Here is a 24,366-nt window from a genome sequence, read left to right as displayed (position 1 = left end):
AACCCTGCCTTACAAATATATCGAGCCGATGGCTCTGAAATTGATGGTGAATTATTGATGGTTGATTGTTAATGGTCTTGTTTGAGGAGTTGCTAATGGGATCCTTTCAGGATGACAAGTTTGTGGATCATGATTGATTGTTAATGGTCTTGTTTGTGGAAATATTCAACTTGAAACCTACAATTTGAAACAACTTTCATCTGTAAGCTTTCAACTTATAATTAATAGAAAAAACCCGCAAAACAGATTGTTTTACGGGTTTCTTTATGGTATGCTGTGCTATTGAAGGATTATAAATTGTAAGTGAGACCAAATCCGAAATAGTTACCAAATTTCCATACTTTTTCGCCTAGTTGGTCATTGGTTAAATCGGTTGGGTCTATTTCTACGTCTTTGTATTGTTCTCTAATGGTGTTTATTTTACCTACTGCTAATCCCCAAGAGATACTAAACTTTACTTTTTTAGAGGCTATGCTTATTCCTGGACCAATAGCTCCAAAGGGCGTTAAGTCTTCATCGAATGGCAGAAAAAAGCCCATGTTTAAAGTAGGTCGCACTAGATAGCCTGTTCTAAAATAGATTTCGGAGTTTAACCCTATCCCTACTGAACTTTGATTGTCTGAATTCATAAAGGCTCTCACTTGTCCTGTGGTTTCGGATGCTTTGGTATAGACCGAGTTATTTTTTAAATTGGTAATATAGAACATTCCTCCTAAATTGAAACCTATTCCTCCTGTGGTTTTAAATTGTCCTACTTTGGTTTGGTAGGGTGTATCGTCGTTTTTGTTTTTAAGGGTAACATTTATTGCCACTTCATCATTTTCTGGAACGGTTATCGCAATGGGTGTAATGGATAAATAAGCTGGATACCAATGTATTATTTCGCTAAAAATGGCTATTTCTTCTTCTCCGAAAGTGGCATAGTTTTTTTCATAGAATTGATACAGTTGTCTTTTGTATTCTTCAATTTTATACAAATCGTTTAGGTTTAAATAGGTGTATTCTTTAAACTTTGCTAATATATTGGTTAGATCGTTGTTTAATTTTTCCTTTTCTTTATATGCTGTAGCTGCTGTTACTTCTTTTTTTGGATCGTCTATTTTGTCTTTTAATTGTGCTAGTATGTCTTTAATGCTGTAACTGTAGGAGAAATCGGCACCACTCATTTCGACTGCTATTTTCTCTAAATCGTGAAAATTATAGTTTCTAATGAAAATGGTAACGCTACCATTAACCGGCAATGCATCGGCTTTTGTAAAATTCTTATCAAACTCATCTGCTTCTCCAAAAGTATCTACATCTTTTGCTTTAAAAAGACTATTGTTTATTTTTTTGTTATGATTAGCACTAGCATCAATAATTAAATATCTATTGGTTTTATTGGCTATTAACTTCGTATCATCTGGTTCTTGAAAAGAAGGAAATGGTATCTGATTCGCATGCTCATAGGAAATTGTTTTGGAAGTGCTTTCTTTTGTACATTTTGAAATGTCTTTTACAAATATTGAATCTGTTGCACAGTAGTAATATATATATGCATTTCCTTCCAAATCTCCCTTCTTCCAAAACATAATTTTGTTTTCTGCAGCTACTTTTTTATAGTTAATTATTCCTTCAAACGTTGCTTCTGCTCCGTCTGTCATTAAATCATAGACTCCATAATTAATTGTTTTATTCTTGTTTATATCTGTTCCATGAATTAAATGAAACTCTTTTTTATTCTCATTACCATCATTAACATTTAATACTTGGTCTTTTATTTCTACTTTTATTTGTGCGTTCATACAATTGAACGTAAACAAAAGTGCTAAACTTGTGATCCATTTTTCCATAATTCGAGTGTATTGGTGTTTGTAAATAATTTTCCTCTAAAGATATAAGCATAGTTATCGCTCTTGGCTACTAAAATCCCTGTTGCCAAAAGTTCAATATTGTCATTGCTTTTAATTTTATAATATAGCGTGGCTCCGCTATCTCCTTTACTAATGTTTTTTATTCCTATTGATGAAATGGCTATCTTAAACAAATACATTTCTTTCCTTTTTCTAAAGCCGTTATACTCAACATAGCACGTGGTTGGTTTTCTATAAGGATGAAAATGAGCATATTTGGTATAGGCTCCAAACATTTTCATAGTACTTTCGTCAATGCTTATAAGGTTATCAATATCGATGTGCTCCAAAAACAAATCGTATAGTTTTTTATCTACCTTACAAACACAACGGTCGATACCATAGCCTTCAAATGTTCCAAAAGTATAGTCTATAATGGTTCCTGTCTGGGTAGTATCTCCGTTAATAACAAATTGAACGGTTCTATTAACTAAAGCATAGGAAGGGTTGTTCTCGAATTGTTTAAACTCTACATCATCGGCAAAAACATGCAGGTTTCCAACTGCAAAATAATTATCGCCATCTTTATAAACAGAAAACGAACCTTTAGAAGGGTTACTATTTAATGGGTTTGCATTATAGGCGTAGCAAATTGGGTGTGTTTCTATAGCCGATATTGCCGTTAGTTGTGAGGTATAGCGATACTCTAAATAGTTCTTCAAATAGAAGGTATTGTAGTTTATTGTAATAGAACCACTAAAGGTAACGCGTTGCAATTTTCCTTGTGCAGTATCGCTCATAAACTCTACTTCTATTATTTTTTTATACAGTTTTGTCTTTTCGTCTAAAATGGTGTTTAAACCATAAGAAACCACTCCGTCTATTGCCGCAATGTCGTCTTTATACAGTTCAAAAAGTTGTTCTGCAATTTCATATTGAGAAGTTTCAGACAGTGCCATTAGTTCATCGGCAGTATCATAATTGGTATAGGTTTTTTCGTCGGCTAGAACTTGTTGGGTATTTTTTAATTTAAACAGAATATCAAGAATATCATGCCAAAATTTTGAACCTAGACTAATAAAAAGTCCAACCAATACATATCCTATTGTGTGTGTAACAACGGGTAAGCACCATGCTACTTCATGTTTTAAACCTAGGTATACAAATACAATTGTGGCTAGTGCCCAAAGCAGAAATGGGTATTTGTATACTTTTTGTTTTATTTTTAAATGATATTCGGGTAATCTTGTGAATAATATGATACTGACAGACCAAATAAAGAAGAACATATATAAAAAGCCTACAACTTGGTAGGAATCTATTGTTTCTATGTTATGACCGCTTATGGGTACTGTTTTGATGTTGGTTTTTATGGCTCGAATAATTTCAAATAAATTCGCATTTGCTAAAGTGGCAATAATAACACCAATAAGTATATTAATAACCATTAACCGATATTCTCGCTCTTTTTCTCCTGCTAAAGTGGGTTGCCTGTAGGATAAAATATCGAGTTTGACTTTTAGGTGGGTAATCCATTTTTTATCGTATCTATATAGAAAAGGAATGTAGAGTATTTTCCCTTGAAAATAGAGTTTTGCAAAATTTGAGGCTCTTTCAGAGATGAGGCTTAACATCATCATTATTGTGCTAAAAGAAATTAAAAACTCTGTAGAACTCATCTATATATTTTTTATGGCTTAATTGTAAGTAAAGATAAGCAGTTAATTACCAATATGCAATTTGTTTTAAGTTTTAAGTGCTCTGTTATAGATGTTCAGTATTCAGTTTACGGTTTACAGTCTTTAATGTTTGCGGATAAAGATTGTGAGTATATAAAATCTGCTAAAATCAAAAGAATCTGCGTGATAATAATTAATCAACCAAATTAATCAATTTAGAATTTACTCCTATTTTGTAGCGTTTCTAATGAAATACTTTGACAAGATAATTAAATACAAACAAGTTTTAAAAATAAAAACAAGTTATTATAATTGTATTCCATAATCAAATTACTTTTAACTTTTTAATCATTTATTCTTTTGATTTTAATTACTTTACACTATATTAATAAGATAATTACATAAATACAAATATCTTTCAAAAATAAAAACAAGTTATTGCAATTGTATTCCGTAATCAAATCATTTTCAACTTTCAACTTTCAACTTTTGCCTTTCGCCTTTTGACTTAATAATACAAGACAAACCCCATTGTGTTGCACAATGCATAGTGTCTTTCGTAGAGTTCTTCTACAAGAGCTACAACATCGTCATATTCCTGACAAAGGGAAAAGTAAGGATTATCTAAGACGGTACTTAATATGGGTACTGGTTTATTATATCCTGAAACGGCTTTTGCTCCTGTAACGTCAAGAAAGTACTGTGCTCCTTCTTCGTCTAAATCCAAACGCATGGTATTGGTAAAGTGAATAATTTTATCGGTTAGTTTGCCTTCAAAAAACTCAGCAATTTCTTCTAAGGTATAATAGTAATCGTCTAATTCTATTTTATTTCCTTCTCCTTCAAAAACTAAGTATAGTATGGCATAGTCTTTAAAGCTTTTGTCTTCATAGAGTAACGTACTTAGGCTTTCTTCTAAACCTTCAATACAATCGCAGGTTTTGTAAACATTGGTTATTCCGAAATGTAGCGCTAGGTTTTCTAACGAAGGGAGTATTTGGCTTTTATTGTTTTCAGTTACATCGGCTACACCTTCTAGGCAGTAAATATATTTGTCTGGATACATTTTTTAATCTTTCTGCAATATTAGTAATTATTGATGGTTACTAGTTGATGGTTGATGGTTAATTTTCAATTATTAATGGTAATAGTTGATGGTTGAACACTACACACACTTACAAATCTATTTACAAATACAAACACATTTACATGGTAACACTTCTTTCGACCTTGTACTTTTTAAGTTGTAACTAATCATCAATAACTCCCTCCTTTTTTCTATCTTTGCTTCTTTATTACACTATTTTATATCACCATGCTTTCACCAGACAATTCGGAATTAATTCAATCGCTTAAAGCCTTTCAAAACAATAGAGACAACGAACATTTTATGGCTGTTTTTAATGCACTACAAAAAGAGGAAACTTTTTTGGTTGTGCCAACAACTATAGATGACAAAGTAAAATCTAATAGTTGGTCTACGCTTGAAAAGGGGGACACTATTACTTTTTCGACCGTTTTCGACATGGATGGTTTGAAAGTTTTTGGGGTATTTACTTCTCCAGAGAAGTTAATGGCTTGGGCTAGCGATATGAAGCCTTATAAAATGATTCCAGCAAAAGCGGTACTCGAAATTGCACAGGAACAAGGTTTTGGTCGTATTGTTATTGATAGTGACCAAGATACTATGTTTGTATTAGAAAAAGCGGCTCCCAATATAAAAACGGAAGTTATTGAAGAGGCTACAGAAGTATTGGTTTGGCATCCAGAAGCACCTATTGATGGAGCAAACAAATTGCAATTGCAAACTGCTTTCAAAAAGATTTCTGCTATAGATGAGGTATTTCATTTTGGTATGACAAAAAATGACGAAAGGGTTTTTACTTTGGCTTTTGTTATTAAAAACCATACCGAGAACAGCAGAAAAGCGGTTATTAATGCTATTAATGAAGGAATGCAAGGGCACACTTTGGATTTTCCTTTAGAAGTGATGTATTTGACTACTGAAGAGGATTGGTATGCAACTGCACAAAAAATGATTCCTTTCTACAAAAAATAACCGAATGGACCGCTACTCTATTGTGTTTCAACCACCAGAATTAGTACTTAACGAAATAAAGGCGATGAAGGCAGTATTAGCTGAAAAAATTGGTTGGTATCACAGTAAAAATTCTTTAGGACATATTACAATTTGTGAGTTTGAAACTACTGAAGAGCCCTTGGTTATTATTAAGAGAAAACTAAAGCGAATTTGTGCTACAATTGATGCTGTTGATGTAGTATTGAATAATTTTAATTCCTATCCTAATGGTGCTTTTTTTATTGCTCCAGATGCTACTTCTACGCTATCGTTGAAAACTATTATGAAGGAAGTGACTACCGAATTGGGTTTGAAAAACAGCTATAAAAGCAATGCTCCTCACCTTTCTATTGGTCGAAAATTATCGGAAGAACAACTACAAATGGCTAATCAGCTTTTTACAACTATACATTTGACGTTTATTGCTAAAGGATTGGTTTTACGAAAGCTAGACACTACAAAAAAACAGTTTGAAGCCATTGATTATTTTCCTTTTGAAGGCAATTCTCATTTGAAACCTGTTCAAGGTGTTTTGTTTTAATGGGCCAAACTAGGTTTATTATACCAGTAAATTCAAATAATAAATGGTATTAATAGAATTTACCATCTACATAATACCAAATTCCTTTTTCTTGTTTGAAAGTAGATTTTTCATGATGCACTTGTGCTTGCAGTGTTTCATCTATATAATAGGCTTTAAATTCTACTATAGCACCTTCAGCTTGTACAACCTCTAACTTTAACCAAGTATTTGTTTTTGACCATTCCAAAACGTCTTTCTTTTTATAATGTCGTCGTTGTGAAATGTGTGTGGTTTGTATTAAATAATCGGCTTCTTGCAATGCATAGGCTGTATATCGAGAGCGCATTAACTGTTCTGGTGTTGTTGGATTTTTTAAGGTGTAAATATAGGGTTTACAGCAGTTTTCAAATTCTAACTCTGATTTACAATAGCATTTCATTTTTTAAAAGTTTGGGCAAAAATATTTAAATCATTATAAAAAGAACACTAATTCCATAAATTTTACAATTCTATTTATGAAATTAGTGTCCGCAATCTATTTTTTAACCCAAATTACGCAAGATTTTTTTCAATTATCCTTTTAGTAAATTGATACTTACTGTAGCATAGTCTGTATTTGGAAACTTTTTAAAATACATTGGATCAGGAAACAATCCTGCTTCTGCAGCGATATTGTGTAGCACATCTATTTCAACAATAAACTGATCTGAAAAGCCATGTGTAGCATCATAGGCAGTGGCGGCCGTTTTACCAATATTTTGAGCAGTTAATTTTGAAGAAACTGTGTGTAATTCAATTATTAACAATCCGTATTTTTGAACATAAGGCGACCATTTTTTCAAGTGTTGCAACAAATTATCTTCTACCGCATTGTTCGCAATGCGTTCTCCTCTATGTGCAAAAGCTCCCGTTGAAATGCTTACTCTATCTTCTTTTTTAATCAATGGTTCTTCCCAAATACGGTTATGATCTAAAAAGGTTCTCACGTTTAATAGGTCTTTCAAATCGATAGTGTAATTCTCTAATAAATCTTTTGCTAACAAATCGGGTCTTCCAATATCGCCCCAAATTACTTTTGCCCAAATATCGGCTTTAATAAGATTGGCTCTAGTTACTTTCAAAGCGGCTTGGTTATAATCGGCTCCAACTAAGAATAACGGATGTTCTTCTAGCATTTTTCCACGCAATGTTTGTCGTTCAATTACTTCAAAAATATGTTGTAAAAAAGCTCCGTTTCCACAACCCATGTCTAAAATACCTTTAGGCTGCTCGTGAATTGGTTTGTTAAATACTTCTATAATAATTTCATCAATGACTTTAAAATAGGTAGCATGTGCACCACCACTTCCCCAAACGTTCATTTCTCTATTCACGTGTATTTCGTCTTCATTATGGGCAATTTCTCTTAACAAACTAGGGTTACCAAACAATAAGGTTTCTAGTTTTTTAAACATTGGCAAATAGGACACTGTTACACCATAGGCTGTAGCTCTTTTTGCAAAAAACAAACCTATTTCTGTGAATTGATAATTTCCGTTTTTTTCATTGAACCAACCTAAATAGGTGAAGAAGTTCAAAATCGATTTAAAAACTTCGGGTTGTTTGTGAAACTCTTCTGGACGGAAAGAGGTTTCCATAAAGTATTTATGAAACATTCCCGACATTCCAAGACTTACTATAATGGGTGCCACTAAATACCCTTCAATATGAAGTAGAACTTGTTCTTCAATGGCTTTTTTATCTAAGTCTTCTGATAAGGTAATACCAAAATTATTTCTGCATTTATCGAAAATAACATCTAATTGCGTTATTGAATCTGTAGCAATACGAACAGAGGTGAATAGCTCGGTTTCTTTTAGTAAAGTAACGACATCTTCGTATAAAGGAAACAGTGAAAAAGCATAACTACTTTTTTCATTTACTTTTACTGTAATGGTATCGGTTGTTGTGTCAATATCGTATTCTAAAAATCCTTGAGAAGCTAGTGTTCGTAAGGAAACATTTAAATATCCTTCGTTGGCTTTAAATTTCTCTGTTAATTCTGACAGCGTAATTTCTTCTTTTTCTAAAATATAGGCTGTTATACCTTTTTTATATAGCATATAAGCAGAAGGTGCTGTTACTATTCCGTCAAGATGCTGGAATATTCTTTGACGGTATTCTTTCTTTTCTGTCATGTTATTGTTTGTTTGTAATCAAATTTAAGCAATAATAGTATATTTTTATGCTAACTATTATTTTTAATCTAAAATAAGAAGTAAAAATACATTAAAAAAAAATAGTATTATTCAAACTATAGTTTTTTAGCCTAGAATTAACTCAATATTTAGATTTTTCAACTTATTCGAATTAATTGTGCTATTTATAACTTTTCAAGGGAGACAAAGCAATGATTAACCTCTGTCAAAGTTTGGAACTTTATAATTAACTATTTACCTATTTACCTCTGTCAAAGTTTGGAACTTTGACAGAGGTAAATCTGCGATTATCTTTAATTTAAAAACAAGTAAATTCTTCTTTTAAATTAATTTCATGGCAATAAACAAAATTTTCTAAACCTTAAAAAAGTGTCATTATTTCATCTCTTTGCAATTTTGTTTTTGATTTAGAAACCATTGCTTTGTATGAAGAAAATTTATAGTTTGTAAAATCTGTATTTAGATCTTTTGGATTATGATGTATATAAATAATTAGTCTTTTTAGATATTCTTCAGAAACTATCTTTTTCCTCTTAAAAGGTGACTCTAGTAAAGGTCCATGTCTATTATCATATTTATTAAAAGCTTGTGTATAACTACTAATACATTTCCCTATTTGTTTACTCACATAGTTTGAAGATGAATGTAGTCCAAACTCATTTTTCAAAATAGAGGTAAAATTTTCTTTCTTTGTAATTTCATCTTCTGCTTTAATTCTTATCAAAAAATGAAAGTGATTTGGCATTAAACAATAGGCATATACATCACACACATTATCTAAGTATTTAGAAAATTTTTCTAGAAAAAAGTGATAATTCTTTTCCTCGTTAAATATATTCACACTGTTTATCCCTCTATTGTAAATATGATAAAATGAATGAGGTTCTAATGGCTCGTTAGTTATATTCATAAAATATTAAAAAAATCACAACTTAATTATATTCTCAAACTTAATAAATTTACTTATCTCTAAGTTAATTCGTTACGTTTTTTAAAAGAAATAACCTATGTCAAATTTTAGAACTTTGACATAGGTTGTAGTAATTGAAAATATTCAGAAAATGAATCTGCCACAATTTACTCAAAAAATGGCTGTATTGATAGTCATTTTTAACCGAAGTGTACTAAATTTTAAACTTGATTTTAAGTTGATTACAGTAAAACTATACTTTTTTCATTGAATATCAACAACCATCTATTTAATCTCCTTTTATTATTAATTTAAAGCTTTTAAAAACAAATAATTACAAACAAATTATGAAAAAAATTAAATTATTACTCTTAGGAGTTACTACTATCGTTATGATAGGTTGTGAAAAAAATGAGGATTTAGAAAATGTACAAACTAGTCCTTCTGCAACAAGTGAAACTTATGTTTCAAAAAGGCCTACAATAACTGCGACTGCTTCTAAAAGCACAGAAACTGGTTGGACAAAAGTCACTCGAACCGATTTAGGAAATTTAGGTCAATTTCTTAATGAAAACTTTGCTAAAACAAGGTTTAACGATCGTATTAGCATTAATGATGTTCCTAGAAATGTTAGTGTAAACGATGTGAAATTAGGAAGTGGTACCAATCCTAATTCTGGACAAAATTGGGTTACAGAACGTAGGTTTGAAGGTTCTGGCTCTTCAACTGCTGCTGGACCATATGTAAGCTGGAGACCTGTAAGCGGTTATTCTGCTAGGGTTGAAGAAAATTATTCTAATGCTACGAAAGACCTTGGTGGGTTTGTTTTATACAATAGAGCAACCACTAATACTTCGAATTGGAATGTATCAGTTACAACTGGGTTAAAAATTGGTGGGAAAATTGGTATTCCTTTTGTAACTGAAGGAAGTGTAGAAGTAAGTTTGTCTGCAACTGCTGGTGGTGGTGGTTCAAAGAGTACAACGTTTACAGAAAATTATAGAACACCGCATATTGATGTTGATCCAGGTAAAAGAGTACGCTTTGTTTTAGAAGAGAGATGGAGACCTATTAATAGTTTATGGACAGTGCCTGTAAAGTTTAGAGGTTATGTTGGTGCAGATTATGGTAAAAGAGTAAATGGTCATTATTTTTGGGCTATACCAGCTTCTTCTTATTTTTGGGATTTTCAAAATGGAAGTCAAAAGTATACGGTTAATATCGTTGAAAAATATGCACACGAAATTAGAGTAGCTGCCTATCGATTAAATTAATAGTACAAATTAAAATAATAAAGGGTAGCGTTATTGCTACCCTTTATGTTATAATTATCGTATTAAAAAATTACAATTTACTCAAAAAATTGCTGTATAGATCTTTGTATTGATAGCCTTTTTTGAATCGGTTTTTAGATAATTTTTCATGTTCTACTAATCCCCATAACAGGAATTCTTTTAAGAAGTTTTTATCTTCTTTTGCAAATTCAGGTTGGTATTTTTGTAGGATACTTTCTAAAGGTAGCACCTCATCTAATATTTTCTGATACGTTTCGTTTGTTGCATCATCGGTTAATTCAAAACCACTTTCTGCGAAGAACCATTCTAACAGTTCTGTATAAGCTGTTTTTTCATTTTCACGTTCTAATTTTTCAATCTTTGGGAAGTAGTTTGGAAATAATGTCTTAATTGCATCTCCTATTAAATATTGTGCCACCGTTGCTGCACCTTCTTGTTCGCCTTCATAAACCAATTCTACTTTTCCAGTAATGGCTGGAATAATACCCATAAAGTCGGATAATCTTACTGTTGTTTTGTCTTCACCTGCCAATAAAGCTCTTCTTTCTGCTGCTGAAATTAAGTTTTCATAAGCAGTAATACTCAAACGAGCAGAAACACCACTTTTCACATCAACGTATTCGCTTTCTCTAGCTTCAAAAACAATTTGCTCTAATAGATCTTTCGCTAGACTAGGCACATAAACTGTTTCTTGTTGGTCTTTGTCAAACTTAGCTTCTTGTTCTGTAATGGTTCTTGCAATTTGAATGGTTTCTGGGTAATGGGTTAATATTTGGGAACCAATTCTATCTTTTAAAGGTGTAACGATACTTCCTCTATTGGTATAATCTTCAGGATTTGCTGTAAAAATAAATTGAACATCTATGGGTAAACGCAATTTGAATCCTCTAATTTGAATATCTCCTTCTTGTAGAATATTAAACAAAGCTACCTGAATACGGGCTTGTAAATCGGGTAATTCATTAATGACAAAAATACATCGATTTGCACGCGGAATCATTCCAAAGTGAATTACTCTTTCATCTGCATAATTTAGTTTTAAATTGGCTGCTTTAATAGGATCTACATCACCAATTAAATCGGCAACAGTTACATCTGGAGTCGCTAATTTCTCATAGAAACGTTCGCTACGGTGTAACCAAGTTATTGGAGTTTCGTCTCCTTTTTCTGCAATTAATTCTTTTGCAAAACGAGAAATAGGATCTAAAGGATCATCATTTATTTCTGATCCTTGTACAACTGGAATGTATTCGTCTAATAATTCAATCATTTTACGCGCTAATCTGGTTTTGGCTTGACCTCGAAGTCCTAATAAATTGATATTGTGACGCGATAAAATGGCTCTTTCTAATTCTGGAATTACGGTGTTTTCAAAACCATGAACACCATCAAAAGTAGTTTCTCCTGCTTTTATTTTGTTGCGTAGATTAATTCGTAATTCGTCTTTTATGTTTTTAGGTTGGTATCCTGATTTTTTTAATTCACCTAATGTTTTTATGTTTTTCATATGTAATTTTATATTGTATTATTTTTCTTTTTTTGTTCTTTGATATGCTAATTTATTTTGGATTTCTCTTGTGGATTTATTGAATACTTCCATTCCTTCTCTTTCGCCCGAAGTTATGATACAATCACCAACGCAAACATATAGTTCTTTAGTATCATTGAACTTTTCATTCCTTTCCTCAGAATTATAAGAACAATCCAAACCGTTTGTTAGGTGGACAAATATTCCTTCTTCTGATAATAGTAAGGACATTTCTTTCAATCTATCAAATACTTGTAATTTTAAGTTTGCAAATTCATTATTGCTTTTAAACCTGTTGACATACTCAATAAACATCAATGAATTAAATATTGAATTAATTTTTAAATCTTTGAAGGAATCATAATTTGGTAAATCTAATGGTTTTGATAACTCAAACTCCCTAGCATAAATTTGGTTTACTAATGAAATAGAATCATTTTGACTAAAAGTCCAATTGGAAATTAAAATTGTAAAAACAAGAATTATTTGCTTCATTTAATATCTAATAAATATTGAATTAAAAAAAAGGGTTTTGACTCTCCCGAATTTTCGAGACAAACTGGAAACTGAAAATTATCTAATCTTCTTCTTCCTATTACTCTCATAATCTTCAAAAATCATTTCACCAAGACCTTTTAAACCAGTGTAAAATGCTTTCCCTTGATTGGCTTCGGTAAAATAATTGACAAATTGTTGCAAATAAGGATCTTTTGCAATCATGAAAGTCGTAATTGGAATGTGTAATTTTCTAGCTTGTGCTGCTTGGTTATAGCATTTATCTACAATATATTGGTCTAAACCGTTACTGTTCATGTAATATTCTCCATTTTTCTCGCGCACGCAACTTGGTTTTCCGTCCGTTATCATAAAGATTTGCTTGTTGGTATTTCTTTTTCTTCGTAGAATATCCATTGCCAATTGCAATCCTGCAACAGTGTTTGTATGATAAGGTCCGACTTGTAGATAGGGTAAATCTTTAATTTTAATAGTCCAAGCATCATTACCAAATACTAAAATATCTAGAGTATCTTTTGGATAGCGCGTGGTGATGAGTTCGGCTAATGCCATGGCTACTTTTTTGGCTGGAGTAATTCGGTCTTCACCATACAAAATCATACTGTGCGAAATATCAATCATCAGTACGGTACTCATTTGTGATTTGTGATGATTGTCTTCTACTACTAAATCATTCTCAGTAAGGATAAACTCACCTACTCCATTATTAATTTGAGCATTTTTTAGACTTTCGGTTAACGAAATTTGTTCTACAGTATCTCCGAACTGAAAGGCTCTCAAATCGCCCGTCTGCTCGTCTCCTTTTCCTGATTGTTTAGTTTTATGATTTCCTGAACCTGCTTTGTTTAAATTGCCAAATATTTGTTCTAAAGCGTGCTGACGAATGGCTCGTTCAGTTTTTGCTGTAATTGCCATTCCTCCTGAACCGTCTGGCTTTACCTCATCTTTGATGTAGCCTTTTTTCTTCAAATCTTCTACAAAATCATCAATGGTATAGTCAGGTGTGGTTAATTGGTACTCTACATCTAACTGACGTAACCAATCAATAGCTTCATCAAAATCGCCCGATGTGTGTGTGATTAATTCCTTAAAAATCGGGAATAATTTTTCGAAGGGGGTTTGAAAAGGAGCTTCGTATTTGGTAAACTGAAACCCTGTTTTATAGTCGTTCTTTTTCATAGGTTTAAAAATTATTTTTAAGCGGTAACATAGGGTATCGCTTTATAATAATTGGTATTTATTTCACTATATAATTCTATTTTTATAGCGATTTCATTAGCATAAAGGTACTCTTTCTTATATAGCAATTAAAATAACGTTTATTAATATTTCGTTAAAGGACAAAAGTTCCTTTGTTTTAAGAAAATAGAACTGGCTTAAAACAATATCTTTGCCTTTACTATACTAATCATCTATGAAAAACAAATTGCCTAAAATTAAGTTTTTACTATTTATTGGGCTATGCTGGTTCATTATTCATACTATCTATATTACTTATGACGGATTAAATGATGATATACACAAAGCAGATGTTGCTGTAGTTTTAGGAACAACTGTTCATGAAGATGGTACGCTGTCTAATCGTTTAAAAAAACGCTTGGATTGTGGTTTAGCATTATATAAGAACAATCAAATAGAAACTATAATAGTAAGTGGTGGTCTAGGAAAAGAAGGACATTATGAAGGCGATGCAATGAAAAACTATCTTATACATTGTGGCGTTCCAAATGAAGATATTATTGTGGATAACGAGGGAAACAACACAAGAGCTACAGTACAAAATGTTATAAAGCTTCAAGAAAAGTACAATTTTAAAAGTATTACTGTCGTTTCTCAATATTTTCATATTACGAGAACTAAAATGTTATTTCGAAAAAATACTACTATTTCAATCTATAGTGCTAGTCCTTATTATTTTGAATTTAGGGATGTTTATTCGCTTATTAGAGAATTCTTTGGTTATTATCTACAATAAAATAATCTATCAATAGTAAGCTGTTAGAGTTTTTTTAGTAATCAAAAAGTATTAAAATGATTATTTGAACCACTCGATCCATCTGCAGTAAATACATAATATTGTTTGTCATTTCCTGGATATGGAACAATAATAGCTGATTGTATAGATGAATTATTTCCCTTTAGTCCAGAAGCTCCAATAGCTCTTTGTACATGATTTCCGTCCCAAAGTTTACTACCATCAGTATAAAACAAGAGTGTGCCATTTGTATCTGAAATTGAAGCACAACCTTCTTTTGCATCTATTGAGTTTCCTTGTGTTGGTACCGAAGTAGAAAAATCTAGTCCAGCATTACCACCAAAAATCCAATTGTTGTTAATCATACTATTTTTTTTAAAAATTTATGATAGAAATCTACTTTCATCACCATCCAAAATAATTAGTTAACCAATCTCTTCAACAAGGATAGAATCACCCTTTTTTAATAAAACCAAATATTAAAAAAAGATTATTTTTTAATATTAATAACTGTATTTCAGTAAATTACATATTAATTTTTATATTTTTACTTAAAAAAAAACAGGTATTTATACCTATACCCATTCATTCTACAAACATTAATTTTACAATAACTAAAACCAACATAACAAATAAACAAAGAAGATGAAAAAAAATGTATTAAAATTAAGTGGATTATTTCTGCTTACTCTTACGCTAGTAGTAGCATGTAAGCCGAAAGAAGAAGAAAAAGTAGAAACAGAAGTTGCTAAATTAGAAATTACACCTACAGATTATCTACCCAATGATGTTTTACAATCTTGCGTAGTTAGCTCTACTGATTTTAATTCTTGGTTCGAAAGCGGAACAGCGACAGAAAATGGAGCTGTTAAAGCTGCCAATAGTGTTACTTTTGGACACAAAGACAATTGTGATTTTTACAAATGGTCGGAGCAAATGTTTCTATGGATTACATCACCTAATACAGGTGTTTACGGTACCAGTGGACGTGTTTTTGAATCTCCTGTATTTTATACCGTTTCTCCAGAGTTTGGTAATAATGAAAGAAAATTAATTCCGCATGCACCAGGAATATTATTAAGTGCATTACCTAGTTTAGAAAAAAGTGTGGGTGTTGATAGTGAAGAAGGACAAGCAACAGGAGATGCTTTAATGTCTAAAAATGGTGCATTAATATATTATATAACAATGGTTAATGATGTTTATGCTCAGTTTTTATCTGCAGTTAATGCAGGAAAAATGAAAGGAGATCAATTTCCAACAACACAAGCTGAATTAGATGCTATTATTGCTTATGCAAAAGCGAATAATATGCCATTACCGGACGCTACAGCGCTAGCAATGGAAATTAAAACTTCTTGGGTAGATGCAAGTACAATTGATCCAAAAGATTTAGATCGCTATGTAGTTATTGATGCTTTAGTACCAACTTACGATAAAACACCTACAAAATGGACTATTCTTGAAAAGACGCAACAAGTAAAACTAGCACTTTTAGGCGTACATATTGTGGGTAGTACAGCAGGACATCCAGAAATGGTTTGGTCTACTTTTGAACATCAAGAAACTACTCCTAATCTAAGTTATAGCTATCTAGATAAAAATAATAAAACAAAAACAGTTTCTGCTGATACTAGTGGTTCTTGGGTATTGAATTCTAAACCAACAGATACTACAAATATTAATATTTCTCACATGACATTTAGTCAAGAAACAAGTAGTATCATTGCTACAACAAATAATACTATAAGTCCAAGTAATACTTCAAGAACAAAACCTTGGGGTGTTGCAAATGCAGGAGTACCCAATCCGGAAAATGCAAGTGTTGCTGCTTCCAATAGTCAAGTGTTGTCAATAAACAACTCTGTATTTTCTCAATTAATAGGTACAGATGTACGTAGAAATTATTTATTCATTGGATCAACTTGGACAGATAGTGGAAAAGCACCAAACGGTAGTAGCTACTCAGCAACTAATACGGGTAGCGGTGTTGCTATTGGAACAAGTCAATTGGCTAATTCTACTATGGAGACGTATATCCAAAATGGAACTACATATAACGAAAATGGATCTTGTTTTTATTGTCATCATGATTTTGCAAAAACAGGCCCAACTTTATTACCTAGTAAATTGAGTCATGTTTATGCAGATATAGTACGATGGAAGAATGCAAAAGTAGTTACATCTAAATAGAGTGTTTTTATTTATATAAATTTAAGTTTTGATTGTTTTGAATATGCTAAAAAGTTGATTCCCACTTCGTTTTAGCATATTCTTTTTTTATATACCCCTAACTTTAAAATAACAACATAAAAAAACATAGCGGATATTTTTATCCTTTATAAAAAATACTATATCTTTGCAGTATTAAATCAATAGGCTATGTTTTCAAAATCGTGTGAGTATGGATTAAGAGCTATAATATATATCGCTCAACAAACCGAACATAACAATAAGGTAAGCTTAACAACTATATCTGAAGCTATTGATTCTCCACAAGCATTCACTGCTAAAATTTTACAACAACTTACCAAAAATAATGTAGTTACCTCTATAAAAGGTCCTTATGGTGGCTTTGTTATTGAAAATGACAAAATGAAAACAGTTACACTAAGTGAAGTAGTAAAAATTTTAGATGGCGACTCTATCTATACGGGTTGCGGATTAGGTTTAAGTCAGTGTAATGAAGCCAATCCTTGCCCACTCCATTTTAAATTTATAGCTATTAGAGAACAACTTAAAGAAATGTTAGAAAACACTTCTTTAGAAATGCTTGTTACTGATATGAGTACTCAAAATTTTTGTTTAAAGCGATAACTTATTTTTTAAACTCTAAATAAAAGATAAAAAGGTCTTTTTATACTTATTATGAAAACAACACTAAAAATAACCACTGCAATTGCCTTTATATGGATAGGGTTTGTTTGTGCGATTAGTTTTATGGAAGCTTGGTTAAAGTTTCAAGCACCCAATATTACAACAGCTCTTGGTTTAGGAATTGGTCAGCTCGTGTTTGGTGCACTCAACAAAGTAGAATTATTCTTGAGTACCAGCATCATTGTCTTATTGTTATTGCAAATTAAAAAAACTAAAAACATCAATCTATATTTTATTATCGCTTTTGTCATTCTCCTGTTGCAAACCTTTTGGTTATTACCTGCACTGAATGAAAGAGCCATCAAAATTATACAAGGAATTACCACATCAAAAAGTCAACTTCACTTTGTTTTCGTAGCGCTAGAAATCATCAAAGTGATAAGTCTTTTTCTTTTTGGTAAAAATCAATTAAAACAATTACAATAATGAAAAAAACGTCACTTACAGAGAACTGTGTCTATAACGAAACAAAGCCTGCAATATCGGTACTATTAGAGACAGAATCTTCAAAAGAGATTCGAATTTTGCTTCAAAAAGATCAAGTAATGAAAGCACATAAAGCTCCATTTCCTATAGTTATTGAACTCTTTGAAGGTGCTATTCAATTTGGTGTAGATACAACAAAATACCAATTAAAAAAAGGAGACCTTATTTCGCTTGAAGCGAATGTAGTTCATGATTTAACAGGTATTGAAGATTCAATTATCCGATTAACATTGCACAAAAAAGACACTGTAGAACGTGTTAACAACGTACTTTAAAAACTAAAAAAAAGAAGAAAATGAAAAAAATATGGTTTGCATTTATTAGTGTTGTGGTACTATCCTTCGTCGCACTAATTTGGGTGGGAACAGAAATCTATCAAACCCAACCTCCTATTCCTGAAAAGGTAATCGTAAAAAACACTAATGAAACAGTCTATACTAAAGAAGATATTCAAATAGGTCAGAATGTTTGGGAATCTATTGGAGGAATGGAAGTAGGTTCTATTTGGGGACACGGTAGTTATGTGGCTCCTGATTGGACAGCCGATTGGATTCACAAAGAAGCGATGTTCATGCTAGAAGCGTGGGCGAAAAAAGATTTTAACTTGTCTTATGATGCCTTAGATACTGAAAAGAAAGCGGCTTTAAAAGCACGTTTAATTCAGCATATTAAAACGAATACTTTTGATGCTTCCTCTAAGGCTATTACTATTTCGCAAGAACGTTATGATGCCATTCAGAGCAATATAAAACATTACACCAAAATATTCTCAGAAGGTAAAGCAGAATATGCAATTCCGAAAGGAGCTTTAATGGACAAAGAGAAATTAGCACAGCTAAATGCTTTCTTGTTTTGGACTTCTTGGGCAGCAAGTACTAATAGACCTAATCATAAGTATACCTATACTTCCAATTGGCCTCATGAACCTTTGATTGATAATAATATTACAGATGATTCGATAATTTGGTCGGGTTTATCAATCGTTTTATTATTACTGTTCATCGGAATACTTACTTATTATTATTTATTAAATCATGAAAAAGGAGAATTAATCGATAAACCAGAAAGTGATCCGTTAACGAATCTGAAGTTATTCCCTTCTCAAAAAGCCATTTTGAAATACTTCATTGTAATTTCATTACTAATTGGTCTGCAAGTCATTTTAGGAATCATCACGGTACATTACACCGTAGAAGGTCAGGCATTCTTTGGCTTTGATTTGGCAAACTTCCTTCCTTACTCTATTACGCGTACTTGGCACACACAATTAGCAGTATTTTGGATTGCTGCTACTTGGTTAGCAACTGGTTTGTTCTTAGCTCCTATGATTTCGGGTAAAGAAATGAAATACCAAGTTTTTGGAATCAATTTCCTATTCGTTGCCCTTTTGATTATTGTTTTAGGCTCTATGCTAGGAGAATGGCTGGGTGTACACCAATTTTTAGATTTAACTACCAATTTCTTCTTTGGTCACCAAGGGTATGAATATATGGATTTAGGTCGTTTTTGGCAACTATTTCTAGCCGTTGGTTTAGTACTTTGGGTAGTAATGGTGAGTCGTCATATTCTTTATGGTATTCGTAAAAACGACGAATCGAAAGATTTATTGATTATCCTATTGGTTTCGGTAATGGCAATTGGTATGTTCTTCTTTTCTGGTTTAATGTATGGCGAAAACAGTAGTCTACCCGTTATTAATTACTGGAGATGGTGGTTGGTGCATTTATGGGTTGAAGGTTTCTTTGAAGTATTTGCTACTGTAGTGATTGCTTTTATTTTCTCTCGTATGAAAATTATTGCAACTAAAACCGCGGGAAGAGTTTCTATAGCTTCGGCTACTATCTTTTTAGCTGGTGGAATTATCGGGACACTGCATCATTTATACTTTTCTGGAACACCTGTTCAAGCTATTGCATTAGGGGCTACATTCAGTGCTTTAGAAGTTGTGCCACTTACTTTAATGGGGTTTGAAATTAGAGAAAACTGGAATCTATTAAAAAGTAAAGCTTGGATGCAAAAATACAAATGGCCTATCTTTTTCTTTATCGCTGTTGCATTTTGGAATTTTGTAGGAGCTGGCGTTTTTGGTTTCTTAATTAATCCACCAATTGCGTTGTATTACATTCAAGGATTAAACACGACTGCTGTTCATGCACACACCGCTTTGTTTGGAGTTTACGGAATGTTGGGTATGGGATTCATTCTCATTTGCTTGCGTTTCTATTCTGATCGTGCTTGGGAAAGTACAAAACTAAAAAGAGCATTTTGGTGTTTAAACATTGGACTTGTAGCCATGGTGATTTTTAGTTTGTTACCTATTGGAATTATTCAAGCCTATACTTCTATTACAAAAGGTTATTCTTTTGCAAGAGATTCCGAATTGTTATATTCTCCAACCGTGCAAACCTTAAAATGGTTACGTATGATTGGTGATATTATTTTCTCTGTGGGTATTTTCTATTTCTGTTGGTTTACAGTGAGTGAAACTATTTATAACTTTAAGAGAAAATTCAAATAATAGGAACTTGCGTTAGTTCAATGTAAGAGTTTAAAAAAACCACATAGCAAAATGTAAAAATTGCTATGTGGTTTTTTATTTTTTACCCGTAGTGTGCAATTATTAAAACCCTCAGTTGGAGTGTTTTTTGTGCAGTAAAAAGAAACAAAAATTCTCTATACGACCTGATAGTTATCAAGGTCGTATAGAGAAACTAATTTCATCAGTGAAAATCAGTAAAATCTGCGTGAAAATAAAAAAAGCACGCTAATTCAACAGATAAGCGCTGATTCTAAAACTTATTATACTCAACTGTTTATTGTTTAATAACTTCTACAATTTTTTCGCTTCTTCCCAAAAGTAGTGCGATTTGAAAATCAGAGATTTTCCAATTCCTTTATTTTGGTAAGCGCTTCGCTTCTTCCCGAAGTTAGTGCGATTTGAAAATCAGAGATTTCCAATTCCTTTATTTTGGTAAGCGCTTCGCTTCTTCCCAAAAAGTAGTGCGATTTGAAAATCAGAGATTTTCCAATTCCTTTATTTTGGTAAGCGCTTCGCTTCTTCCCAAAAAACATCCATTTCATCTAAAGACATGTCAGATAATGGTTTACCAAGTTGTCCTGCTTTGCTTTCTAAATACATGAAGCGTTTCATGAATTTCTTATTCGTGCGTTCCAAAGCATCTTCAGGATTCACCTTCAAAAAACGTGCATAATTAATCATCGAAAATAAAACATCTCCAAACTCGGCTTCTATTTTGTCTTGATCGCCTGCTTTTACTTCAACTTGTAATTCGTCTAGCTCTTCTTGTACTTTGTCCCAAACTTGGTGCGACTCTTCCCAATCAAAACCTACTCCTTTCACTTTATCTTGAATGCGACTGGCTTTCACTAGTGCTGGCAAACTTTTCGGAACACCTTCTAAAACCGACTTTTTTCCTTCTTTTAATTTCAGTTTTTCCCAATTGCGTTTCACTTCTTCTTCATCTTCCACAACCACATCGCCATAAATATGCGGATGACGGTCTATTAATTTATCGCAAATACTATTGGCAACATCTGCGATATCAAAATCATTGGTTTCGCTACCAATTTTGGCATAGAAAACAATGTGCAATAATAAATCGCCCAGTTCTTTTTTAATTTCTTGCAAGTCATTATCCAATATTGCATCGCCCAATTCATAGGTTTCTTCAATGGTTAGATGGCGTAAACTTTCCAAGGTTTGTTTTTTATCCCACGGACATTTTTCACGTAGGTCGTCCATGATGTCTAATAGTCTATTGAAGGCTTCGAGTTGATTTTTGCGATTGTTCATGATGTAGTACTGAGTTTTAAATCTATTGAAATTGATGCTGTAAAATTATGGATTTATTTTTAGAAGTGCTGCCTTCCTTTTTTTACAATTTGTCTTGCTGCTGTTTACTCAATTAAAAGTTTGTTTTATATTTGGCTAGGATAGACAAAATTCATCATAAACAAACAACACAAAGTTAATAATGGAAGAATTTGAGAAGAACATACTCGATTACGCAAAAAATATGGCCATTGGTTCTTTCCTAATTGGCACTCTTATTTTCGTCTCTTTTGTATTGTTTAGCATCGAAAATTTAGCCTATATGGGCGTACTGTTTGTTCTTTTAGCAATAATGGCAAACGGAATCATACTCTTTCAACTAATTTATTTATGGGTCCATCAAAAAGAAAATAGAATTGCTATTCGAAATACTATTTTTCTTGTTCTAGCAAACCTTCCTATTGCTTTTATTTTCTTAAAAATTGGAGCGCAATTATATACAAACCGATTCGGATTCTAATCGACGCTATTATTTCATACTATGCAAAAGCTTACACTTAACAACAGCAACGACTTATTTTCTAAAGACCTAAACCATTATGGAGGATCGTTTAGTTATAAAGAAAAACTACAATTGCAAGGCGTTGGTTCATCAAAACTTATCTATAAAAGTGGCATTTCGGAACTCGATAATTCAATACTTGCAAAAGGGAACTATCCGATATTCATTAATTTGGAAGTTTTAAAAAACGGTTTGTTACTAAGAGCCAATTTGAATCAGGAAATATACTGTTTTGGAATAAAAATAGACGAAGTAACAGCACTACAACTAACTGCATATAAAGTTGAAATTAGAGTCAAAAAATTCGGGTTCTATACCACAAAAATAGTACATCGAGCAACATTAGAAATTTTCGAAAACAAACAAAGCATACAACTTTCAATTGGTATTAGAGAATTTAAAACAATGCATTCCTTTTTAAACAAACCCATGCTTAAAAACAAACTAGACTACACGATTAGCAATAATCCTCCCGAAAAAGACGCGTCTTACATTCTTTCCTTTTTCGAGTATTTTATGTAAACTAAAAGCCAATACCTATTTATAATTTGAACGACTAAACCCATGAAAAAAATAATAAAATTCACCTTAAAAGCCCTATTCCTAATTGTATTTCTTGGAGTTGTATTCATTCAGTATTTAAAAAGCGATTGGAACAAAGCCATAGATGAAGGTGATTTAAACAACTTAAAAACAGCAATTGCAAATGCAAAACCCTTGCCTCCTGAGTTTCTAAAAGTATACAAATCCATCTATCCAATTACCACAACTAATGGTATAATATACAATCGTTTCACAGAGCAATACGACACGAAATGTCCCTGTAATGAAATTAGTCTAATGCTTCACTCTTTCTACAAAAATAATAGTACCAGCAATAATTATGTATTGTCTTGGAAACTAGAAAAACAAGTCACACAAGAACAGTGTCTCAACTATTATCTTCAAAACGTAGATTTTGTTTATAATAACAAAGGGGTTTATGAAGCCTCAAACTATTACTTCCAAAAAGAACTATCCGAATTAAACTTTGAACAAATGGCAACACTCATCATAATGACAAACAATCCAAGTTTATACAATCCGAAAAGACGTCCGGAATTAATTAAAAAACGAATCAAAGAAATAATCCGCATAAACAAACCATGAAATATTTAATTAGCATACTAATCCTTCTTGCTGCAAACAGTTGCAAAGAAAACGACCAATGTTCAGCCTGCATTACAGAACTTGAAAAAGTAAAAGCAGAAAACATAAAATTAAAAGAAACTATTAATGAAAGTAGTTATCACAAATTAGAAGAAAAACTAAAAATGATGGATACTATCCTAACCCAAATTAACCAACGAGATTCTGTTATCAATAAAATAATGAACTCAACCACAAGAAAATAAACCATGAAAGAAATATATGATATTCAATTTGTAGAGAACCTCTTCGATAGAATGAGCGGTTCCTATTCCAAAATGAATTACATCACTTCATTTGGTTTTAGCGAAAAATGGAGACGCGAATGCGTAGAAGAAATTGAAATTCAAGAAGGAAAAACTGTGGTTGATTTAATGACAGGAATGGGAGAATGCTGGCAACATATTCTAAAAAAAAGTAACCAAAACAGTATGCTAATTGCACTCGATTTTTCTACAGAAATGATAAACAAAGCAAAGAAAAACAAAACTAAGTTTAAAAATTCTAAAATTGAAATCTTAAAAGAAAACGTCTTTCAAAATTCAATCCCTAATGAAACAGCCGATTATGTAATTTCAGGGTTTGGTTTAAAAACATTTAATGACCAACAACTTCAAAAATTGGCCCATGAAATTAATAGAATATTAAAACCAAATGGAAAATTTTCATTAATAGATGTTTCTGTTCCAAAAAATGGCATCTTAAAAGTATTCTTTATGTTCTATTTAAAAATAATAATCCCCCTTATCGGAAAAATATGCCTTGGGAATAATGAAACCTATAAAATGTTAGGTATCTATACAGAAGAATTCCAAAACTCAAAAAAAGTGCACCAACTGTTTACTATTCCACATTTCGAAGTAGAATATGTAAGCTATTTTTATGGTTGTGCAACAGGTATTAAAGGACGAAAAATAGCATAAC

General features: G+C 32.0%; 25 protein-coding genes. 14 read left to right on the top strand and 11 right to left on the bottom strand.

Annotation, left to right across the window (positions count from 1 at the left end; translation table 11 throughout):
- Positions 1 to 290 precede the first annotated feature (290 nt).
- The 3 genes from L2Z92_RS14720 to L2Z92_RS14710 form a co-directional block, all read right to left on the bottom strand.
- Positions 291 to 1,832 (bottom strand): hypothetical protein, encoded by a 1,542-nt coding sequence (locus tag L2Z92_RS14720; RefSeq protein ID WP_236454979.1) that lies wholly within the window; start codon positions 1,830 to 1,832, stop codon positions 291 to 293.
- Positions 1,808 to 3,511, bottom strand: coding sequence for a hypothetical protein (locus tag L2Z92_RS14715; protein ID WP_236454977.1), 1,704 nt, complete (start codon positions 3,509 to 3,511; stop codon positions 1,808 to 1,810). The genes L2Z92_RS14720 and L2Z92_RS14715 overlap by 25 nt, the downstream gene beginning before the upstream one ends.
- A gap of 508 nt (positions 3,512 to 4,019) precedes the next feature.
- Entirely contained in the window at positions 4,020 to 4,577 is a 558-nt protein-coding gene (locus L2Z92_RS14710; protein WP_236454975.1) for a DUF6642 family protein, read from the bottom strand.
- A gap of 249 nt (positions 4,578 to 4,826) precedes the next feature.
- Here L2Z92_RS14710 and L2Z92_RS14705 point away from each other — a divergent pair, with 249 nt between their 5' ends.
- Complete coding sequence (locus L2Z92_RS14705) at positions 4,827 to 5,570, top strand: SseB family protein (RefSeq protein WP_236454973.1); 744 nt, start codon at positions 4,827 to 4,829, stop codon at positions 5,568 to 5,570.
- A 4-nt stretch (positions 5,571 to 5,574) separates the two neighbouring features.
- Positions 5,575 to 6,132: a 2'-5' RNA ligase family protein gene (locus L2Z92_RS14700; RefSeq protein ID WP_236454972.1), complete on the top strand. Its 558-nt coding sequence runs from the start codon at positions 5,575 to 5,577 to the stop codon at positions 6,130 to 6,132.
- A 49-nt stretch (positions 6,133 to 6,181) separates the two neighbouring features.
- Here L2Z92_RS14700 and L2Z92_RS14695 read toward each other — a convergent pair whose 3' ends face one another.
- The 3 genes from L2Z92_RS14695 to L2Z92_RS14685 all read right to left on the bottom strand — a co-directional run bounded on the left by L2Z92_RS14695 (position 6,182) and on the right by L2Z92_RS14685 (position 9,222).
- The gene (locus L2Z92_RS14695) at positions 6,182 to 6,553 is read right to left on the bottom strand and encodes a YchJ family protein (protein ID WP_236454970.1); all 372 of its coding nucleotides are present in this window, start codon (positions 6,551 to 6,553) and stop codon (positions 6,182 to 6,184) included.
- 133 nt (positions 6,554 to 6,686) lie between these two features.
- Entirely contained in the window at positions 6,687 to 8,291 is a 1,605-nt protein-coding gene (locus L2Z92_RS14690; RefSeq protein WP_236454968.1) for a class I SAM-dependent methyltransferase, read from the bottom strand.
- Between the two features lie 382 nt (positions 8,292 to 8,673).
- Positions 8,674 to 9,222 carry a transposase gene (locus tag L2Z92_RS14685; RefSeq protein ID WP_236454967.1) on the bottom strand — a complete coding sequence of 183 codons (549 nt, stop codon included), beginning with the start codon at positions 9,220 to 9,222 and terminating at the stop codon, positions 8,674 to 8,676.
- Positions 9,223 to 9,569: 347 nt separating this feature from the next.
- Between L2Z92_RS14685 and L2Z92_RS14680 the strand changes: the two genes are divergently transcribed.
- Entirely contained in the window at positions 9,570 to 10,496 is a 927-nt protein-coding gene (locus tag L2Z92_RS14680) for a hypothetical protein (RefSeq protein WP_236454964.1), read from the top strand.
- 70 nt (positions 10,497 to 10,566) lie between these two features.
- Here the strand turns inward: L2Z92_RS14680 and L2Z92_RS14675 are convergent, their stop codons facing one another.
- The 3 genes from L2Z92_RS14675 to L2Z92_RS14665 form a co-directional block, all read right to left on the bottom strand.
- Positions 10,567 to 12,024: a sigma 54-interacting transcriptional regulator gene (locus tag L2Z92_RS14675; RefSeq protein WP_236454962.1), complete on the bottom strand. Its 1,458-nt coding sequence runs from the start codon at positions 12,022 to 12,024 to the stop codon at positions 10,567 to 10,569.
- 18 nt (positions 12,025 to 12,042) lie between these two features.
- Positions 12,043 to 12,540 carry a hypothetical protein gene (locus L2Z92_RS14670; RefSeq protein ID WP_236454960.1) on the bottom strand — a complete coding sequence of 166 codons (498 nt, stop codon included), beginning with the start codon at positions 12,538 to 12,540 and terminating at the stop codon, positions 12,043 to 12,045.
- A gap of 78 nt (positions 12,541 to 12,618) precedes the next feature.
- Positions 12,619 to 13,740: a vWA domain-containing protein gene (locus L2Z92_RS14665; RefSeq protein WP_236454958.1), complete on the bottom strand. Its 1,122-nt coding sequence runs from the start codon at positions 13,738 to 13,740 to the stop codon at positions 12,619 to 12,621.
- 235 nt (positions 13,741 to 13,975) lie between these two features.
- On the opposite strand from L2Z92_RS14665, the gene L2Z92_RS14660 reads away from it, so the two are divergent.
- Positions 13,976 to 14,536 (top strand): YdcF family protein, encoded by a 561-nt coding sequence (locus L2Z92_RS14660; RefSeq protein WP_236454957.1) that lies wholly within the window; start codon positions 13,976 to 13,978, stop codon positions 14,534 to 14,536.
- A 41-nt stretch (positions 14,537 to 14,577) separates the two neighbouring features.
- Here the strand turns inward: L2Z92_RS14660 and L2Z92_RS14655 are convergent, their stop codons facing one another.
- A complete protein-coding gene (locus tag L2Z92_RS14655; protein WP_236454955.1) occupies positions 14,578 to 14,901 on the bottom strand; it encodes a hypothetical protein in 324 nt (107 codons plus the stop codon).
- A 280-nt stretch (positions 14,902 to 15,181) separates the two neighbouring features.
- Here L2Z92_RS14655 and L2Z92_RS14650 point away from each other — a divergent pair, with 280 nt between their 5' ends.
- From L2Z92_RS14650 to L2Z92_RS14630, 5 genes are all read left to right on the top strand, one after another.
- Positions 15,182 to 16,729, top strand: coding sequence for a hypothetical protein (locus tag L2Z92_RS14650; RefSeq protein ID WP_236454953.1), 1,548 nt, complete (start codon positions 15,182 to 15,184; stop codon positions 16,727 to 16,729).
- Positions 16,730 to 16,918: 189 nt separating this feature from the next.
- On the top strand, positions 16,919 to 17,353 hold the full coding sequence (locus L2Z92_RS14645) for an RrF2 family transcriptional regulator (protein WP_236454951.1): 435 nt from the start codon (positions 16,919 to 16,921) through the stop codon (positions 17,351 to 17,353).
- A gap of 51 nt (positions 17,354 to 17,404) precedes the next feature.
- Positions 17,405 to 17,839, top strand: a complete 435-nt coding sequence (locus L2Z92_RS14640) for a hypothetical protein (RefSeq protein ID WP_236454950.1) — start codon at positions 17,405 to 17,407, stop codon at positions 17,837 to 17,839.
- Entirely contained in the window at positions 17,839 to 18,174 is a 336-nt protein-coding gene (locus tag L2Z92_RS14635) for a cupin domain-containing protein (RefSeq protein WP_236454948.1), read from the top strand. The genes L2Z92_RS14640 and L2Z92_RS14635 overlap by 1 nt, the downstream gene beginning before the upstream one ends.
- A gap of 20 nt (positions 18,175 to 18,194) precedes the next feature.
- Positions 18,195 to 20,417: a nitric-oxide reductase large subunit gene (locus L2Z92_RS14630; protein ID WP_236454946.1), complete on the top strand. Its 2,223-nt coding sequence runs from the start codon at positions 18,195 to 18,197 to the stop codon at positions 20,415 to 20,417.
- Between the two features lie 516 nt (positions 20,418 to 20,933).
- Here the strand turns inward: L2Z92_RS14630 and mazG are convergent.
- Positions 20,934 to 21,713 (bottom strand): nucleoside triphosphate pyrophosphohydrolase, encoded by a 780-nt coding sequence (mazG, locus tag L2Z92_RS14625; RefSeq protein ID WP_236454945.1) that lies wholly within the window; start codon positions 21,711 to 21,713, stop codon positions 20,934 to 20,936.
- Positions 21,714 to 21,894: 181 nt separating this feature from the next.
- On the opposite strand from mazG, the gene L2Z92_RS14620 reads away from it, so the two are divergent.
- From L2Z92_RS14620 to L2Z92_RS14600, 5 genes are read left to right on the top strand one after another with little or no spacing between them, the layout of a single operon-like run.
- Positions 21,895 to 22,212, top strand: a complete 318-nt coding sequence (locus tag L2Z92_RS14620; protein WP_236454944.1) for a hypothetical protein — start codon at positions 21,895 to 21,897, stop codon at positions 22,210 to 22,212.
- A 21-nt stretch (positions 22,213 to 22,233) separates the two neighbouring features.
- Positions 22,234 to 22,776, top strand: a complete 543-nt coding sequence (locus L2Z92_RS14615; protein ID WP_236454943.1) for a hypothetical protein — start codon at positions 22,234 to 22,236, stop codon at positions 22,774 to 22,776.
- Between the two features lie 42 nt (positions 22,777 to 22,818).
- Positions 22,819 to 23,403, top strand: a complete 585-nt coding sequence (locus tag L2Z92_RS14610) for a transglycosylase domain-containing protein (RefSeq protein WP_236454942.1) — start codon at positions 22,819 to 22,821, stop codon at positions 23,401 to 23,403.
- Complete coding sequence (locus L2Z92_RS14605; protein ID WP_236454941.1) at positions 23,400 to 23,648, top strand: hypothetical protein; 249 nt, start codon at positions 23,400 to 23,402, stop codon at positions 23,646 to 23,648. Before L2Z92_RS14610 ends, L2Z92_RS14605 begins: the two co-directional genes overlap by 4 nt.
- A 3-nt stretch (positions 23,649 to 23,651) precedes the next feature.
- On the top strand, positions 23,652 to 24,365 hold the full coding sequence (locus tag L2Z92_RS14600) for a class I SAM-dependent methyltransferase (protein WP_236454940.1): 714 nt from the start codon (positions 23,652 to 23,654) through the stop codon (positions 24,363 to 24,365).
- The last annotated feature ends 1 nt before the right edge of the window (position 24,366 follow it).

This window comes from Flavobacterium jumunjinense, from assembly GCF_021650975.2.
GTDB classification, from domain to species: Bacteria; Bacteroidota; Bacteroidia; order Flavobacteriales; family Flavobacteriaceae; genus Flavobacterium; species Flavobacterium jumunjinense.
Note: the sequence above shows the minus strand (reverse complement) of the source record. Positions and strands in the feature narration are given on the sequence as shown.